Raw genomic sequence first — 16,041 nt, 5'->3', positions numbered from 1 at the left:
GGTAAGATAAGAAGACAAGAAAAGTTTCATCTCCAAAACGGATTGCTAGCATTTGTTGATATAGAGGAGGAGTAGTCGGTGACGACGGAACGTGTGGATGGAAAAGAGCGTAAGCCCGAATGGCTAAAAGTTAAATTAAGTACAGGTGAGAACTACCAGGAGTTAAAGCGGATGATGCGCAGTAAGACGCTCCATACTGTATGTGAGGAAGCACGCTGTCCAAATATCTATGAGTGCTGGGCCAACGGTACTGCTACTTTCATGATTTTGGGTGATATCTGCACACGTGCTTGTCGTTTTTGTGCAGTGAAGACGGGACTACCTACGGAATTAGATTTAGCAGAACCAGAACGTGTAGCAGAAGCAGTTCAGCAGATGAGAGTGCGTCATGCGGTTATCACATCGGTAGCACGAGATGATCTAAAGGATGGCGGTGCAGGAATCTTTGCTGCTACGATTAAAGCAGTTCGTGCCAAAAATCCACTCACGAGTGTCGAAGTGTTGATTCCTGATTTCATGGGGAATTGGGATGCCCTGCAAGTCGTGATGGATGCGAGGCCAGATATTCTTAACCATAACATTGAGACCGTTCGCAGACGTTCAGATCGTGTTCGATCCAAGGCCAAATACGACCGGACACTCGAACTACTAAAGCGTGCCAAAGAAATGCAACCGGATATCCCAACGAAATCCAGCATCATGGTAGGTGTGGGCGAGACGTACGAAGAAGTAAAAGAAACCATGCATGATTTACGTGATCATGATGTAAATATTTTGACGATCGGTCAATATTTGCAACCTACCAAGAAACATATCAAAATTGAGAAGTACTATACACCTGAAGAATTTGCGGAGTGGAAAGAGTACGGCATGGAACTTGGCTTTTCACACGTGGAATCAGGGCCGCTCGTACGTAGTTCCTACCATGCTCACGAGCAAGTAAAAGGACATCAAAAAACGACGGAAGAGCGCCTAGCTCAATAAGGATATCTGGGATCGTGCCAGAAAAAAAGATTGAGGTTGATGGATCTCTATGGAAATCGTGGAAATTCAGGGATTACCCTTTGAAGTGGTCATGGATTACAAAGAAGGTTGGAATCCAGAGGTATTTAAAAAACGTTACAGCGAGATCTTAAGTAAGTACGATTTTATTGTAGGAGATTGGGGATATGGTCAACTGCGATTAAAAGGATTTTTTCACGATGACCATATAAGGGCAACGGCTGATACAAGTATCAGTTATCTCGAAGAGTATTTAAATGAATACTGTAACTTTGGTTGTTCTTACTTTATTCTGCAAAAGAAATTTACACAAGACGATGTAAGGGCAAAAACAACCGAATCAGACACCGTGGTGTAAAAGGTTAAACAGAAAAGATAAAGAAGATCCCCCTTCCGTGTTGAAAAGGGGGATCTTCTTTATATAAAAAAATAAAATCAATACGCTATGTACGTACGGATCGTGTTTTCCTTAAAAAGTTTGTTCTAAAAAGAACTTTAATTCCTCGGCGGACTCTGCACTAATGCCAAAGGCAAACTCAAGATAACCTTCTTCTTCTAAATCATCTTTTCCGATAATGGCAAACTTACTGGATTGGATATCCATAACGACCATTTTCCCATAAAATCGATCCGTTCTCATGATAACGAGATCAAACCGGACCGTCTCGCCCATAAATCCGACAAAACGCGTGTTTGTTTTTACCGTATCATCATATAGGTGCATGAAGTCATCCAACATCATGGTGCTATCTCCTTCACTGTGTGGATTCTTGCCCCATTATACCGTAGGAATCGAAGTTTGCAAGCCTTAGAAGAAAAAGAGAAATTTTCCTCTCTTCTGCCTCTTTGGAACCACGGGTTGTTCGCTAGCAGCGGCAGATAACTTTTGTGTAAAATGAACATTTCGTAGTTCAAGCTTTAGTTGATCTTGCTTTTTCCGGATCTCATCAAACATCTGATGAACATCGTTCCCTGATATGCGGTCTAGGTTGAGTGAGACTAACTTGTGCTCCATATCTTCAAATGTCTCAAAGATGGTATACATATGGTCTTCCATACGATCCATTCGCTCAAATAATTCTTCCATCAAATCGCCCATCTGATTCATCGTCGACATGACTTTTTGCATAGTCTTTTCTTGCGTAACATTTGGTAAAGAAGTGGAATCCTCTTGGGAAACAGAGGCCGCAGTTGCTGGGATCGTTAACTTCCCTTCAAATTTAAGATCTTCACGAACCTGCTTCATCGATTGATTCGGCACCGCAAGACGCTCTTTAATGTCCATTAATCGCTCTAAACTATCTTCAGATAGGATATAGTGTCCGCGCTCATTTAGATCGGGACCAATATAGTCTTCAAATACATCAATCCACTTACGAATCGTCCTCGCATGGACTTGGAGGTGCTCCGAAACTTCCCGAGTAGTGAGGAATTCCTTTTGATTGATCAATGAAGATCCTCCTAACATTTTTCTTGTTAGGTATCATTTCTCTTTGAAAAATAGGAATCCTCCTTGTTGACAAAGGAAGTCAAGAGTTGACAGAAAAGTTGTTTTTCATGATTTGCAACTCCCACGTTTAAGGGAGCTTCCCAATTTCTTGGTTAGCTCCCTTACTTCTAACATTTTCACCTTATATACCAGCAGTTAACATGATATGAAATTAATCGAGTTTAAGGATCCTGATGTTAGCAGCTGGAACCGCATTCCCACTTCCAATCGAATTAATTAATCCGAATAATCCGCCTACCCCTGTATTTGTATTAATTAATTCTAGGTCTGAAATATCATCAACTGAAATGATTGCTCCTCCGGACAACGTAACAATATCTGCTAAAGCACTAGATCCTGATCTGCTTAAAACAATTTCATTCCCACCTAATCGCAAACCAACTGTCGGCGGAGTTGTACTTGAAATTGGTTCTGTTACGGAAAAGCCTTCTGTAGTCGCGTTGTACTCTACTAAGTAAAGTCCTGGTTGCAGACCTATACTAGAGCTCGGGGGAACAAAACTTATATCGGCACCTTGTAGAATTAAACTGGTATCAAAAGGAATAGCTTCTTTGCTATTTATAGTTGCAAGAGTACTTAGAGCAAGAAATGCCATACTAGGGATTATAACCGGTGCTATTGGCCCTATTGGCCCTATCGGCCCTCTTGGTCCTTGTGTGCCCTGAGTACCTGGTGTGCCTGCTGTGCCCGGTGGTCCTATTAGCCCTGCTGGTCCCGGCGGTCCTGCTAGTCCTTGGGTACCTGGAGTACCTGGAAGTCCTGGAGTACCTGGAAGCCCTGGAGTACCTGGGAGCCCTGGAGTACCTGGCGGTCCTGCTGGCCCTTGTGGTCCTTGTGTGCCTACGCTCGGTCCAGCACCATCTAAGATATTCTCTAACTTTTCGTTCAAGATCCATTCTTTCTTAGCTATCACATTAATGGTATCCCGAACACTTTCATTGATTACTAAAAGATCTGTAAGCGAGGGATTTAGCGCTGACGAAATACCGGGGAGTGTCCCAAGTACGTACTGCAATTTCTCCCCTTCTGCATTAATAATATGACTCAATCCTAGTTCCTCTAGAGCAATAGAAGATAAAAGCAAATTAATCGCATCATCTCGAGTCACAGTAATATTAGGGCTTACATTCGGTATATTGGGATAAGACATATTACTCACCTCCTGACAATTCATTTTCTTATCTAGCTTATGCTCGAAAACAAAAAGTGTATAAACATTTTTTTCAATGAATAAGTCAGGAGCTTTCCAATTTCTTGACGAACTAGTTAATTTTTTCACAATTATATGTTATATATGGGGAATTTGATTATTAGTAAAGGCAGTCAGAAGTGAGGGCTGATTAAGTTATAGGATAGAAGGAATTTGTATCTGATATAGTTGATAAAATAGAGTAAGGTGGTATTGCGTTATGATCATCATGATAGGTGGATCACTCTTTTTGTTTTATATGTCTTTGGTTGATTAAGGTCCTTATTTTTAACTTTTTACTTCTACCTATCGAATAAAGGGATACGTAAGAGGAGCAAGTTATTAAATTGAAATAAGCATCTCTAGTGACGGTTTGGGCTAGGGATGCTTATTTTTCATAGAAGTGTTGTTTATCCAACTTCTCTTATCTAATGTTGCGGTTTAACATGACTTCGATAAAATCTTGTGAGTGAGTCACGTTTAGTGTTTTCTTTGGCTTGTGAATCATGAAGTCAGCACATTCAAGAAATGACTTTAGTTTCGCTAAGATAGTCACAAAAATTCCTCCTTATGATGGTTGTAAGGGTTATTTAGAAGAGCTAAGGACTTGTAGGTAAACATGATTTGTTTCATCTGGATCACCTCATGAAAGATAATTGTGTTTAACACACATAGGTGTAGGTACCCTCTTTTAAATATAGGAAACATATTGGAATAGTTTTTCTAATTTAATATCATGCAATGGATCAGCAAATTAATGAAAGTAATCCCACACGCTTTTACTAATCATCAAGATAGAGACGCTAATAAATAATATCTTTACATAAGCTGCTCCCTTTTGAATGGCTACTTTCGAACCGACGATCGCTCCGAGAACCATGGCGGCTCCCATAGAGAGGCCATAGGTGAAATGGACAGAGTCAAATAGAATAAAGGTGGCTAGGGCAGCTAGGTTACTTCCAAAGTTTAAGGCCTTTGCGTTTCCAGCGGATTCAACGAAGTCAAATCCCATGATCAGAAAGGCAAATAGTAAGAAGGAGCCTGTGCCTGCACCGAGAAAGCCATCATAAAACCCGATGATAAAAGTGGCTGTGGCGATAAAAATAGCTAACTTGAGGGTCATGGAGGTAAAGGTGGAGGTCATGCCCCAATCTTTTTTCATGATGGAGTAAATAGTGACGCAAATTAATAGAACTAGGATAAGTGGCTTCAGGAATGCGGAGGGGACTAGTTGAACGATATACACGCCAAGGGCTGAACCCACCACGGATAAGGGAAACAGCTTCATCACTAGTTTTTGATTCACTTTTCCGGATCTCATAAAAGAAATGGTGCTGGTTAATGCCCCCATGGTGCTAGCTAGTTTATTGGTTCCTAAGGCGATAGTAGGTGGCAGACCTGTAAATAGAAGGGCTGGTATGGAGATGAGACCACCGCCTCCGACTACTGAGTCAATAAAAGCTGCTAGAAACCCTGCTCCTACTAAAAAGATCAACATTTCGATACTGATGTTATCCATATGTTTCTCCAGTCTATGAATTCAATTAGAATATATATATTTACATTAAGACACGCTTTTTTACATGTCAAATTTGAATGGTTATTGTTTAGATGGGTTTTTTATTTGATTCATAAGGATATGAACGCAATTTTCCTAGATGTGGTTTCGATAAGACTGAATCGTTTATAATGGAATGGATAAGGGTGAACAAGGAAAGGGATAACTATGTTATATAAACTAAACCTCTCAAGAATTGAAGAGCAGTTAGAGATGTTACGCGTCTGTTATTCGCTGGCTTCGGGGTTACAGGTAAGAAGTCAAGATACGATGGAACGTTTTGCATTAGAGCGAATGGCTCATCTCGCGGTGGAGTGCATGATTGATGTAGGAAATACGATCATCGATGACTTTATCATGCGGGATCCAGGCGGCTATCTCGATATTGTTGACATCATGGAAGATGAAAAAGTGATAGAGCCATCTGTCGGTTCTGTATGGAAGCAATGGATTTTATTACGTGATCGCTTGGTACGACATTATACCGACGTTCAGGCAGATGAACTTGCCATTGTTACAGAGCAATGCCAAGTGATGATTCAATTTGACCGTCAAGTTCAAACATTCTTGCAGGTAGAGAGAGAAAAAGGAAATATTGAATAGTAGCATGGAGAAGGTTAGTTGGATAGGGGTAATAAAGGATGAATCAGAAACGTTATCAAGGGTATTTGATTGATTTAGATGGTACGTTATATCGAGGAAGTGAGGTCATTCCAGGGGCTGTCCACTTTATGAAACGATTAGTGGAACAAAACATTCCATATCTGTATCTAACGAATAACTCATCTCGTCTTCCTGAGCAAGTAGCGGAACATCTAAGGAGCTTTGGACTTCCTGCCACGCCGGAACAAGTGTACACATCGGCTATGGCAACAGCACAGTATGTACAAAAGAACCATCCGCGATCCAGGGTGCTTGTAGTAGGTGAAGAAGGCTTACGTCATGCGCTGACAGAGGTTGGGATGACGGTGACAGATCGAGAATAGAGCGTCCGTAAATGTCCCTTTTAATGTATAATCATTGGTAGAATCCATTAAAGAAAGGCTGATTATATATGGAAGATTCTATCAATGAAATAAAATTCGTAGCAATTTACTTGAGAAGGTCAAGAGATGAAGGAATAGACTCTAAAGAAGTTCTAACTAACCATGAGCGGATATTGACACGATATGTGGCGGAAAAAGCATGGAAATACGAGATACATAGAGAAATAGGAAGTGCAGCAACAATAAAAGGTCGCCCTATTTTTTCTAAGCTATTGGAGAATCTGGATAATTACGATGCGATGGTCTGTATTGATCAAGATCGACTATCTCGGGATATAGCAGATACTATTCAGATCAAACAGCAATTTATCCTAACAAACACATTCTTTGTTACTCCAGACAGAGGTGTTATTGATTTTACGAAAGATGAACTAGTATCTAATCTACTTGCTGTTTTAGCGGATAGTGAGTATAAGAAGATCAAAGAACGACTTAGACGAGGACAAGTTGAAAATACACGACGAGGTTTTTGGATAGGAGGAACCGCACCAATAGGTTATAAATATGATTCGAAGAAAAAGAAATTAGCAGTAGATGAAGAAAAGGCTCATATCGTTCGGTATGTTTTTGATGAATACATCAAATGTGGAAGTTTACGTAATGTTGCAGTCAATTTGAATAAACGTGGCTATAGGACAGCGACAGGTGAATTATTTTATCAACGATCAATAGATAGGATGATAAAAAATGTATGCTATATTGGTGTAATTAAACGTACATTTGACAATGAAACTATTATCATCAAGGATGCTCATGAACCATTGATTTCAGAGTCGATATTTAATAAAGCACAGGAAATTATGGGAGCTATGTCTACTAGAGGAACTGCGGCAAGAGCACGGAAGTATTCCCTGTCAGGACTTGTTCGGTGTGGGCAATGTGGGTACTCGGTTAATATTCAGAAAAGAGTAAGTAAAAAGAGAACCAGAGTAATCATGCGTAATTGTTTGCACTATAATTACCTAAACGAAAGAATGTGTCATAATCGATCCTATCCGCTTCCAGAATTTGAAGAAGCAGTATTTAGTAGTCTAATAGCCAAACGTGATGATATTCGCAAAAGGATTGAACAATTAGAGTCAAATGAAGGTGAAGTCAAGAAAAGAGAGAGGGATGTGCAAAAACAGATCAAGACCCTTTCTCGAAAAAATGAAAATCTAATAAAACGGGCTGACAAGCTTACAGATATGTATTTGGATGATGATTTATTTAGTCGAGAGGAATACGTACGTAGAAAAAGAGATTATGAAGAACAGATAAAAAGTACGAAAGAACAGATAGAAGTTCTGCGAAATAGCAGCAACACAGACGTAGAGATAAAGAGCAGTAGAAGTCTCTTAGAAGCTTTTGACGAGTTACTTCAACCACATTTCTTTGATCTCCCAGATGAAGATAGGAACCTTTTTTATTCAAGAGTAATTGAAAGAATCAACTATACCTACGAAAAAGGTGCAGATCAACCAATAATCGAAATTGTATACAGATAAAAAGAGATGGTTTTTATGCCGTCTCTTTTCTTTGATCAATACTCCTTTTCATTTCCTCTAGTAAGTGGATCATGGCATCTGCTATTCGGTCAATATCGAGTTCATTTCTTTCGATGACGATGGGAGTTGGGTATTTTTTCATTTATCTCTGTCCCCTTTCCCTTATATAAGCGTTCGGGCTTATCGAAAGAGGACATTTAGTTTCATTCATGTTAAGTGGAGCCATGCTAGGTAGACCTGACATGGTAGTAATAAAGAAATCAGTAATAAACTATCTCTTGTAACGTCTAGAGAACCAGTGGTACTTGTATTCCCTTTTTATTTAGAAACAACCCTGATCTTTAGCACTATGGTGTCAATTGTCTGGAATACGATATTACGTATTACAAAACGACAGTAGGGACGGAAGCTACGAGCTACCGTCTTTTTTTGTCTTGTAAAGTCCTATTGTAAACGTGTTTCATTTTATCTTTTTATTTTAGAAAACATGTATGAAACTAAATTTCCAAACCAATAATACCAGTATCAAATTACTTTTCCATTTTCCCAGGGGGATGGATTATCAGAATGGGGGATTTTGATTGTGTCGTATTCGACTAAGATTGTTGAAGTTCCTATTGAACAGGTAACATTCGGTACACGATACCAAGAACTAAATCCTGTTATTGTCGAGCAATTAAAAGTCAGTATTGAAGAGATAGGGTTAAAAAATCCTATTACTATTACACATGATGGTGAATTGGTTGCTGGACTTCATAGGCTTACTGCTTTAGGTGAGCTTGGTTATGAAAAAGTTCCAGTCATTTATACAGAAGTAAACTCTGTTAAAAATGATATTGAACAGATTGACGAAAATCTAGTTAGACAAACCTTGCTGTTTCCCGAAAGGGCTCAACAAATTGTTCGTAAGATTAAACTCTCGGTGAAGGCTTTAAGGAAACAAGACAGCACTGAGTCAGAAGAAATGGAGGCTTATTTGCGTGATAGGCAAACATATAAGCCCTTGATCGATAGGCTAAAAGTATCTGAAAAGGATTATCTTAATTACTTGGAAACTGTACTTAATGTAGATCCAAGTGTACTGAAAATATTGGTTAAATGGCATGTAAAAGAGCAAATGAAGATTAGAAATGCTACCTACCTCTCTCTTTCTAAGATGCCGAAAGAATGGCAGTATCGTTTTGTAAATGTAGTTCGGGAACAAAATAAAAACCCTAATACTGCTGCTGCTAACTTAGAAATCGAGTACAACAAGTATCTTACTAATCTACGTGTAGAAGAAGCACGAAGAAAAGAGCAAGAAAAATTACGAAAGCGTGAAGAAGAGCGACTTCAAAAGTTGGCAGAAGAACAAGCAAAACAAGCAGAATTGTTACGTAAAAGAGAAGAAGAGAGAAAAAAACGAGAAGAGGAGGCGGCAAAGCAACGGCAGTTATTATTACAACAAATGAAAAAAGCTAAGGAAGAAGAAGAGAGAAAAGCCTTACTGCGTAAACAAGAGGAGTTAGAAAGGCAAGCCAAACAACGACGCCTAGAAGAGGAAAAGAGAGCTAAGCTGGAGAGACAGCGCTTAGAACAACTACATAAGAAGCAGGCTGAGGGACAAAGAAGGGCGATTGAAGCTGAGGAAAAAAGAATTAGGGCAGAGGAAGAGAAAAAGAGAATGGCTAAGTACATGAGGGAGTATAATACTAGCCCTCCAAGATTAGAAGATGCTAAAACGTCCCAAAGTGTGATCCAAGTAATTAAGAATGAGAAGTCTAAACCCAAGCATCGAGTTATCCATTTTTCAGAAACATTTAATCTGTCATCAGAAGCCGAACAGGCAGATTATCGTACATGGATTGACTCAAAGGGTGATATCTATGATGCCGGTGGTAGGAATCGTATCCAAGATGCGGTTAGCAAGTACAGTAAGGTACTATTTATTTGCTTCAATCAATTAGACAAGCCAAAGGTTGTTGAAGAGATTGAAAAATTTGGTCAATCCTAAGCTAATTTACACAACAAGGAGAATGAATGACATGATCGCAAATACATCAGACACACAAAACCAAGTTGAGAGATATCTTGAATTCTTTGCTCTCGTTACACCAACACCTTACGGTAATCGTTATACAACTACATTTAATTATGATATGTTAAACGATCAAAACCTTGAGTTGTTCTCAAACAAAACAGCACAGAGAGCGGTTAAAGAGGAAAGAGCGGAACAAATCGCCAAAAACTATCTTCGTATTTTCACGAAGGAAGTAGGAGAGGACTATGAAGTTCCATTCCAATCTAGCTTCGTTCTGAATATGAATTTAAAGGAAAGCGGTTTGACAGAAAAAGATATTTTTCAAAATGGCGTGCTACGTATCCCGATCATTAAACACATTTTCAGTATTCGTGATGGAGGGCATCGAAAAGTTGCTTCGGATAACTTTTTCCAGATGTTGAAAGAGAAAATTAGTACGGTGAGTAATCGCTCCAGAAAAGCCCTGTATGAACAGATTAAGCAAAAATTTCAAGACATCTCTTTCACAGTAGATATTTACATCGACTTAGATGGAAATTACAGTAAGCGATGCCTGCTAGATTTAGGGAAGAGCGAACCGGTTTCGCCTGGAAGAGAGTTTTTCTTTATACACAATGAGTATGCGGATATTATTGAGTATTTAAAGGAATCAAAGAACACTCCAATTATACTTGATCTGGATAGTGCTAAATACTCGAAGTACAATGGGTTATCGATTCCATTACATTACGTAACGAGTATCATCACAAAAATCGGAAAACCTTTACTCGATCAACATCAATTGTCGACTAAGGAAATTAACAAGTATATCATTAATTTTCTGAGTGAGATTTTTTCCTCTATGAAAGTGGATACTTTTAATTCTAGATTGAAAGATACCACTCAAATACTACAATATCTTCCTGAATGCAAGGTCATCTATTTCAATGCAATTAAGCGTCTGTTAAACAAGGAATTAAAAGAATCAATGGACCTTGCTATAAAGAAGGTCATTGGTGCAGAAGTGTTGTACAGTAAGTTATCCAGCAAACCAAAGAAAGAAGTAGATGCTATGTTTGCTGAGGTGGATTTGATTACTAAATTTGATGCGGTTAAGGAATTAGTCATTTCGGATGAATTTAAAAAGGATATACTTTCGTCAGAAGATTGATTAGTAACCGGTTAATTTTATAATTTTGGAACCCCTAATTTACTAGGCGACTCTAGCGATTAGGGGTTAATTTTGTTCAGAAAAGATCATCCTATCATCGTAGTAAATGATAATGTAAACAATGAACGGAAGCACCGTAGATCTACTGTACAACTTGATCGAACTGATATACATGGTAATTGTTATCCATCTTAAACATATACATTGGCTTACTAAAAGTAAGTTTTCACAATCACTCCCTTAGAGATATGGAAGGCGCTCTCCAAACTCAAGGGGTATTTTTTGTTATCGAATAGACCAAAATCTGACTCCCCAAATTTGAGCGCATTGAATCAAAGCTACTATCGAGGGCAAATCGATACATCCACAGTTGGATGCGCCAGATAAGAAGAGATATGAGCGGTGATGGACGGATTCTTTCATATAGCATCCATATCGCTCTTTCTATCTGAACTCAAGTAGTGCACCTATACCGTTTCATTCAACTAACAAGATCAAGTGTATAATCCAATACTAACGATGTTGTTCTTTGACATCGTAATCTTGTAGGTCTTGTTATTTAGTATTTGTTAGTAAGTTAATCCATGTCATGTTTGCTTTACATGGTTCTTTAGATTCGATATGAAACCTTAAACAAAAGATGAAGTGATTACCGTCGCCTAAAAGGCAGGCTCCGGTTATATTTGATTACTTAGTTCCATGTTGATGATGAAAATGATTAGCAATGTAGTCACTTAGTAATTGCAACACCGAATAGGTTTGCAGGCGATAGCCTAGTATTTATGTTCTTATAAGTAGTGGACGTAACCTTAATAGTAATAGAAGATAAAGAGTCTTTTTCCCCACTAAACCATCATCAGACCTTTGATACCAAGGGATTTAGCTGTTTTGAATGGTGCAGTTATTTTCCGCAAGATAGGGGGTTTTGGTGCAATTATTTTCCGCTAGTTACGGCAGATAGCTGAACATCTAGCTCTTGAGATCTCTTGAGTTGTAACCTATAGAATTGTTCTCGAACAACATCCGTATATTCATCCTCGACATCCTTTCGAAACATAATATCGGGATTAACTATGAAGGCATCCGTGTTAGACAACTTCTGTATCATGATGAACCCTTCGCTCTGTAGGGCTTTCATATGGGTACGAAGTGTCCTAACGTCTTCATGGATCGCCTGTGCCAATTCTCTTTGATTCATATGCTTAATTTCGTTAAGGTCAGCTTCGTTTGGGTTATGTGCGAGATAATACGTCTGGTAGTGGAAGTGAGGTAGTATCTTATACAGGATTCCTGCTTGTTTAAGTGTTAGATTCCGCAACATTTTTCTTGCTGCAAGTTGATAGACCTTCGTAAACGGATCACTATGAAGTAATTTCCCTATAGAATGATAGTGCGGATTTAATGAGTAGATGTTTCGGTTTCGTTCCTTTCGCTTCAAGATAACGTTTAATCCCTCTAGCTTGTTCATGATCGTAATGGTAGACCTCTTTGTTCTGCCGATCACCTCTCTAATATCAGCAATTCGCATTACCTCCCCATCTTTAACTAATTTTCCGTTCCCTTTGAATTTCGTATACGGTAGTAGATTCATGACCACTCCTAACTCATGTAACTCTAGCACCTCTGATAGCTTCTGTATCGGCTGATGGAAGCAAGCAATCCACTTACGTGACCGTTGTCGATCTCTATATTCCTCTCTTTTAAGCATCTTCTTGTATTCTTGGGATTGCTTGATATTCTGTAGCTTATATTCCCGTTTGGATTTCACCTCGCCTGTCCCTAAATCAATATAACTATTCTTGTCCATGTAATCCCCTGCTTTCGTAAAATGAGTTATACACTTTACTAAGCGTGTAAAAGGGGATAATCAGGACATTAATAAATACTCTCTTTTATAAATAAGCGAGAATTCATTTCGTTAAATCTATTGCCGTATACCAAATAACCCGATAAGCTATGGATGTGTGAGAAAAGCGTGCATTCAAAATAGCTATTTCAAAGGAGTTTAGAGGATGGGAGATTGTTCGCTGAATCAAATTCAAGATGTGCAACCAATACGAGATTTGCAAAAGATAGATGATATGAAATGGGCTTTACGGAAGTTTTGTAGTGAACGGGATTATATACTATTCGTCATAGGGATCAATACGGGATTACGTTGTGGTGACTTACTAAAGCTCAAGGTATCAGATGTACGTAAAAAGAAACGTGTCCTAGTCCTTGAAGGGAAGACGAAGAAGACACGAACGATCCAGCTAGATAATATATACGATGAGATACAAGCCTACATAAAGGATATAGATTCTAAGTGGTTATTCCCTAGTCGTAAAGGTGATAATCCTATTACCACATCCCAAGCATACAAACGATTGCAGAAGGCGGCAGACATGGCAGAGGTGGAATCTATCGGCACTCATACGATGAGGAAGACGTTCGGTTACTGGTACTACAAGCAGACTAAGGACGTAGCAAAGTTACAGATGATCTTGAATCATTCGCATCCTTCGATCACTTTAAGATACATTGGAATTACGAATGAAGAGATTGAAAATGATTTATTGTCATTCAAGCTATAGATGCACAACAACGAAAGACGGACTCCTAATTAAAAGGAATCCGTCATTTTTCGTTAGCCCCCAAAGCCCCCCTCTGGTAGGGTTGCGACTAGTGGGTAGTGGTTACGTAATATATTTTTGAACTCGGGTAGTGCCTACAAGTCTGTGGTTCTCAATCTTGAGGAACATATAGGGTTACATATCAATTTCATGACTCTTAAGGGAGCCAATATCTTGTTCAATTTCATCTAAAGTAAATTCTTCTGCAATGAAATTAGCAGTTTCCAATGCTTTATCAATTAAATTTTTGATATTAGTAATGAGTTCTTTTGATTCACTAGTATTGTCTTTTTTAAATCTGTTGTAGCTTTCTCCATCTACTTCAATAACATCGAAAAAACGATCTCTCAAGCATCTCGCATTCGTTATCAAATGTTGAATTTCCATCCAAGTATCAGATGAATAATAGAAACAACCATTATTACGTTCCAAATCTAATGCTGTAATTATTTTTTTATACATGGTTATCCAATCTGATTCTTCTTCGATAGAAATTTCTGTATTATTTATATTGTTAAATATAGATACCAATAAAACACCGAAATCATCCAAGATCTCCAAAAAATTTCGATAGGCAGGGAATCGTTGTTTTAGAACCTCATCTCGTAACGTCGCCCTCGCTTGAAACCGCATAGCTTCTATATTCATTTCCTGAATTTTTAGCTGAAGCTGTTGATTTTCTTGACTTAGTTTCAACTGAAGTTGCTGGCTTTCTTGGTTTATCTTCAATTGAAGCTGTTGGTTCTCTTGATTCATTTTTAGTGCCATACGTTGAGTCTGCGTATTAACGGCAATCGTTACCCCGATGGTTCCGACCAACACGACAATACTGACGATTCCTGTGACAACTCCTGCATCTAACTCCGAGCTATGTTTGAACCATTTCGGATAATACCATAATGCGAATGAGCAAAGAGATACTAAGGCAAAAATCATCAGCATACCTACGGTTGTCCATTTTATCCATTTCATTTAAATGACTCTATCCTCTCGATTCACTAATATACGAATCTTATACCCAATCATGAAATGTTTACACTCATTTTTATGTACAAGAAGTGTCCTCCTTTTTAGTATCAATGCGCTAATAAAAGGGATTTCACTAAAACGTAGGAGGGAGATTGGTAGTAGTTCACCCGAACAACAAAGCCGAAGCAATGGAAAATGAAAAAATAATCTCTTTTAGGTCTCCTTCCTTCTGACCTCTACGCTTATGTAAGTAGGAAGGATTAAGCATAAATCAAACAGAGGGGATAATCTTCTATGTCCTCTTTTGATGGGGTGATGCGCTTAGGAAAATTATGTTCAGTTATCTCAAACAAAAATAGAAGAGGATGATTTTTAATGGACAACAACAACAGCCAACTAGTATTTATCGAGAATGAGAAGGTGGTTACGGATTCTTTAATGGTGGCTGAAGTGTTTGAGAAGCAACACTTTCATGTTACTCGTGACATTGAATCACTCGATTGTAGCTCAGATTTCAATGCATCCAATTTTGGATGTATCTACTATAAGGATTCAGCAGGACGATCACAGAAAAAATACCACCTTACCAAAAACGGACTTATGTTCCTTGTGATGGGCTACCGAGGGGAAAAGGCAGCTATCATGAAAGAACGTTACATTGGAGAATTTGACCGTATGGAACAACTCATCAAAAGTGGTGGTTTCCATGTTCCTTCCACATTGCACGAAGCATTGCGACTCGCTGCTGATTTGGAAAAGGATCGCATGTTGCTAGAAACTAAGATAACCGAACAAGCTCCGAAGGTGGAATTTCATGATAAGGTCCTTAGATCGAAAGAACTGCTTACGGTAACGACAATTGCAAAGGATTTCGATATGACGGCTATACAATTTAATAAATTGCTACAATCCTATGGTATTCAATATAAGCAAGGTGGTAAATGGCACTTGTACGATAGATATGTCGGTAAGGGATATGTCGATTACGTGACCTACGAACAAGGAACCACGTTAATGCGGTGGACACAGCTAGGGAGATCGTTCTTGTATGATTTCTTGAAGGGGAAAGAGATACTGCCAGCTTGTTAGTAGTAATTGAAAAGGATGGTTTATGTGACCATCCCTTCTTTATTCAAACGGAAGAGGATGATTTTAATGGACAACAATGATAACAACAGCCAGTTATCATTTATCGAAGATAAGGAAATTATGGTTGATTCTCTTATGGTAGCCAAGATATTTAGAAAGCGTCATGATCATGTTATAAGAGATATTAGAAACCTAGATTGCAGCCCCAATTTTGCACTACTCAACTTTGGGGAGTCAGATTATATGAATAATAGAAGGAAAGTGTACAAGAAATATCTTCTTACAAAAGACGGGCTTATGTTTCTCGTAATTGAACTGCACCCCAATTGTTGGACACGAAATACAATCCAACAGTTGGAGGTGCTTTTTCATGACTAAGTATTCGTTTGAGACAAAATTAGAAGCT

General features: G+C 38.6%; 18 protein-coding genes. 10 read left to right on the top strand and 8 right to left on the bottom strand.

Annotated elements, in window-relative coordinates; translation table 11 throughout:
- Positions 1 to 78 precede the first annotated feature (78 nt).
- Together lipA and EDD57_RS07405 are read left to right on the top strand one after the other, a co-directional pair.
- The gene (gene lipA, locus EDD57_RS07410; protein ID WP_243649481.1) at positions 79 to 984 is read left to right on the top strand and encodes a lipoyl synthase; all 906 of its coding nucleotides are present in this window, start codon (positions 79 to 81) and stop codon (positions 982 to 984) included.
- A 49-nt stretch (positions 985 to 1,033) separates the two neighbouring features.
- Positions 1,034 to 1,360, top strand: coding sequence for a YutD family protein (locus EDD57_RS07405; RefSeq protein WP_243649480.1), 327 nt, complete (start codon positions 1,034 to 1,036; stop codon positions 1,358 to 1,360).
- A 111-nt stretch (positions 1,361 to 1,471) separates the two neighbouring features.
- Here the strand turns inward: EDD57_RS07405 and EDD57_RS07400 are convergent, their stop codons facing one another.
- The 5 genes from EDD57_RS07400 to EDD57_RS07385 form a co-directional block, all read right to left on the bottom strand.
- Entirely contained in the window at positions 1,472 to 1,741 is a 270-nt protein-coding gene (locus EDD57_RS07400; protein ID WP_131848856.1) for a DUF3055 domain-containing protein, read from the bottom strand.
- Positions 1,742 to 1,810: 69 nt separating this feature from the next.
- On the bottom strand, positions 1,811 to 2,452 hold the full coding sequence (locus EDD57_RS07395; RefSeq protein ID WP_165873707.1) for a MerR family transcriptional regulator: 642 nt from the start codon (positions 2,450 to 2,452) through the stop codon (positions 1,811 to 1,813).
- A gap of 211 nt (positions 2,453 to 2,663) precedes the next feature.
- Entirely contained in the window at positions 2,664 to 3,662 is a 999-nt protein-coding gene (locus tag EDD57_RS07390; RefSeq protein ID WP_131848820.1) for an alpha-helical endospore appendage domain-containing protein, read from the bottom strand.
- Positions 3,663 to 4,125: 463 nt separating this feature from the next.
- Entirely contained in the window at positions 4,126 to 4,257 is a 132-nt protein-coding gene (locus EDD57_RS14950) for a hypothetical protein (RefSeq protein WP_279388946.1), read from the bottom strand.
- A gap of 198 nt (positions 4,258 to 4,455) precedes the next feature.
- Positions 4,456 to 5,220 (bottom strand): TSUP family transporter, encoded by a 765-nt coding sequence (locus EDD57_RS07385; RefSeq protein WP_131848819.1) that lies wholly within the window; start codon positions 5,218 to 5,220, stop codon positions 4,456 to 4,458.
- Between the two features lie 207 nt (positions 5,221 to 5,427).
- On the opposite strand from EDD57_RS07385, the gene EDD57_RS07380 reads away from it, so the two are divergent.
- The 3 genes from EDD57_RS07380 (at position 5,428) to EDD57_RS07370 (ending at position 7,792) form a co-directional block, all read left to right on the top strand.
- Positions 5,428 to 5,862: a DUF86 domain-containing protein gene (locus EDD57_RS07380; protein ID WP_131848818.1), complete on the top strand. Its 435-nt coding sequence runs from the start codon at positions 5,428 to 5,430 to the stop codon at positions 5,860 to 5,862.
- A 38-nt stretch (positions 5,863 to 5,900) separates the two neighbouring features.
- The gene (locus EDD57_RS07375) at positions 5,901 to 6,245 is read left to right on the top strand and encodes an HAD family hydrolase (RefSeq protein WP_131848817.1); all 345 of its coding nucleotides are present in this window, start codon (positions 5,901 to 5,903) and stop codon (positions 6,243 to 6,245) included.
- Between the two features lie 68 nt (positions 6,246 to 6,313).
- On the top strand, positions 6,314 to 7,792 hold the full coding sequence (locus EDD57_RS07370; RefSeq protein ID WP_131848816.1) for a recombinase family protein: 1,479 nt from the start codon (positions 6,314 to 6,316) through the stop codon (positions 7,790 to 7,792).
- A gap of 13 nt (positions 7,793 to 7,805) precedes the next feature.
- On the opposite strand, the gene EDD57_RS14945 is transcribed toward EDD57_RS07370, so the two are convergent.
- Positions 7,806 to 7,934 (bottom strand): hypothetical protein, encoded by a 129-nt coding sequence (locus tag EDD57_RS14945; RefSeq protein ID WP_279388945.1) that lies wholly within the window; start codon positions 7,932 to 7,934, stop codon positions 7,806 to 7,808.
- 441 nt (positions 7,935 to 8,375) lie between these two features.
- Between EDD57_RS14945 and EDD57_RS07365 the strand changes: the two genes are divergently transcribed.
- Both EDD57_RS07365 and EDD57_RS07360 read left to right on the top strand, forming a co-directional pair.
- Positions 8,376 to 9,785 (top strand): ParB N-terminal domain-containing protein, encoded by a 1,410-nt coding sequence (locus tag EDD57_RS07365; RefSeq protein WP_165873706.1) that lies wholly within the window; start codon positions 8,376 to 8,378, stop codon positions 9,783 to 9,785.
- A gap of 31 nt (positions 9,786 to 9,816) precedes the next feature.
- The gene (locus EDD57_RS07360; protein WP_131848814.1) at positions 9,817 to 10,962 is read left to right on the top strand and encodes a hypothetical protein; all 1,146 of its coding nucleotides are present in this window, start codon (positions 9,817 to 9,819) and stop codon (positions 10,960 to 10,962) included.
- A 934-nt stretch (positions 10,963 to 11,896) separates the two neighbouring features.
- Here EDD57_RS07360 and EDD57_RS07355 read toward each other — a convergent pair.
- Positions 11,897 to 12,769 (bottom strand): replication/maintenance protein RepL, encoded by an 873-nt coding sequence (locus tag EDD57_RS07355; RefSeq protein WP_131848813.1) that lies wholly within the window; start codon positions 12,767 to 12,769, stop codon positions 11,897 to 11,899.
- Positions 12,770 to 12,989: 220 nt separating this feature from the next.
- Between EDD57_RS07355 and EDD57_RS07350 the strand changes: the two genes are divergently transcribed.
- Positions 12,990 to 13,538, top strand: coding sequence for a tyrosine-type recombinase/integrase (locus EDD57_RS07350; RefSeq protein ID WP_131848855.1), 549 nt, complete (start codon positions 12,990 to 12,992; stop codon positions 13,536 to 13,538).
- Between the two features lie 174 nt (positions 13,539 to 13,712).
- Here the strand turns inward: EDD57_RS07350 and EDD57_RS07345 are convergent, their stop codons facing one another.
- Positions 13,713 to 14,549, bottom strand: coding sequence for a hypothetical protein (locus EDD57_RS07345; RefSeq protein ID WP_131848812.1), 837 nt, complete (start codon positions 14,547 to 14,549; stop codon positions 13,713 to 13,715).
- Between the two features lie 372 nt (positions 14,550 to 14,921).
- Here EDD57_RS07345 and EDD57_RS07340 point away from each other — a divergent pair, with 372 nt between their 5' ends.
- Complete coding sequence (locus EDD57_RS07340) at positions 14,922 to 15,635, top strand: Rha family transcriptional regulator (RefSeq protein ID WP_131848811.1); 714 nt, start codon at positions 14,922 to 14,924, stop codon at positions 15,633 to 15,635.
- A gap of 15 nt (positions 15,636 to 15,650) precedes the next feature.
- The gene (locus EDD57_RS15140) at positions 15,651 to 16,013 is read left to right on the top strand and encodes a Rha family transcriptional regulator (protein WP_131848810.1); all 363 of its coding nucleotides are present in this window, start codon (positions 15,651 to 15,653) and stop codon (positions 16,011 to 16,013) included.
- The last annotated feature ends 28 nt before the right edge of the window (positions 16,014 to 16,041 follow it).

The sequence above is a fragment of the Baia soyae genome, from assembly GCF_004341445.1.
GTDB lineage: Bacteria > Bacillota > Bacilli > Thermoactinomycetales > Thermoactinomycetaceae > Baia > Baia soyae.
Note: the sequence above shows the minus strand (reverse complement) of the source record. Positions and strands in the feature narration are given on the sequence as shown.

Excerpts from the sequence above, each read along its gene's own strand:
- EDD57_RS07405 (WP_243649480.1), top strand. The coding sequence starts at position 1,034 with ATGGAAATCGTGGAAATTCAGGGATTACCCTTTGAAGTGGTCATGGAT.
- EDD57_RS07400 (WP_131848856.1), bottom strand. The coding sequence starts at position 1,741 with ATGTTGGATGACTTCATGCACCTATATGATGATACGGTAAAAACAAAC.
- EDD57_RS07390 (WP_131848820.1), bottom strand. The coding sequence starts at position 3,662 with ATGTCTTATCCCAATATACCGAATGTAAGCCCTAATATTACTGTGACT.
- EDD57_RS07385 (WP_131848819.1), bottom strand. The coding sequence starts at position 5,220 with ATGGATAACATCAGTATCGAAATGTTGATCTTTTTAGTAGGAGCAGGG.
- EDD57_RS07380 (WP_131848818.1), top strand. The coding sequence starts at position 5,428 with ATGTTATATAAACTAAACCTCTCAAGAATTGAAGAGCAGTTAGAGATG.
- EDD57_RS07375 (WP_131848817.1), top strand. The coding sequence starts at position 5,901 with ATGAATCAGAAACGTTATCAAGGGTATTTGATTGATTTAGATGGTACG.
- EDD57_RS07370 (WP_131848816.1), top strand. The coding sequence starts at position 6,314 with ATGGAAGATTCTATCAATGAAATAAAATTCGTAGCAATTTACTTGAGA.
- EDD57_RS14945 (WP_279388945.1), bottom strand. The coding sequence starts at position 7,934 with ATGAAAAAATACCCAACTCCCATCGTCATCGAAAGAAATGAACTCGAT.
- EDD57_RS07360 (WP_131848814.1), top strand. The coding sequence starts at position 9,817 with ATGATCGCAAATACATCAGACACACAAAACCAAGTTGAGAGATATCTT.
- EDD57_RS07355 (WP_131848813.1), bottom strand. The coding sequence starts at position 12,769 with ATGGACAAGAATAGTTATATTGATTTAGGGACAGGCGAGGTGAAATCC.
- EDD57_RS07345 (WP_131848812.1), bottom strand. The coding sequence starts at position 14,549 with ATGAAATGGATAAAATGGACAACCGTAGGTATGCTGATGATTTTTGCC.
- EDD57_RS07340 (WP_131848811.1), top strand. The coding sequence starts at position 14,922 with ATGGACAACAACAACAGCCAACTAGTATTTATCGAGAATGAGAAGGTG.
- EDD57_RS15140 (WP_131848810.1), top strand. The coding sequence starts at position 15,651 with ATGGTTTATGTGACCATCCCTTCTTTATTCAAACGGAAGAGGATGATT.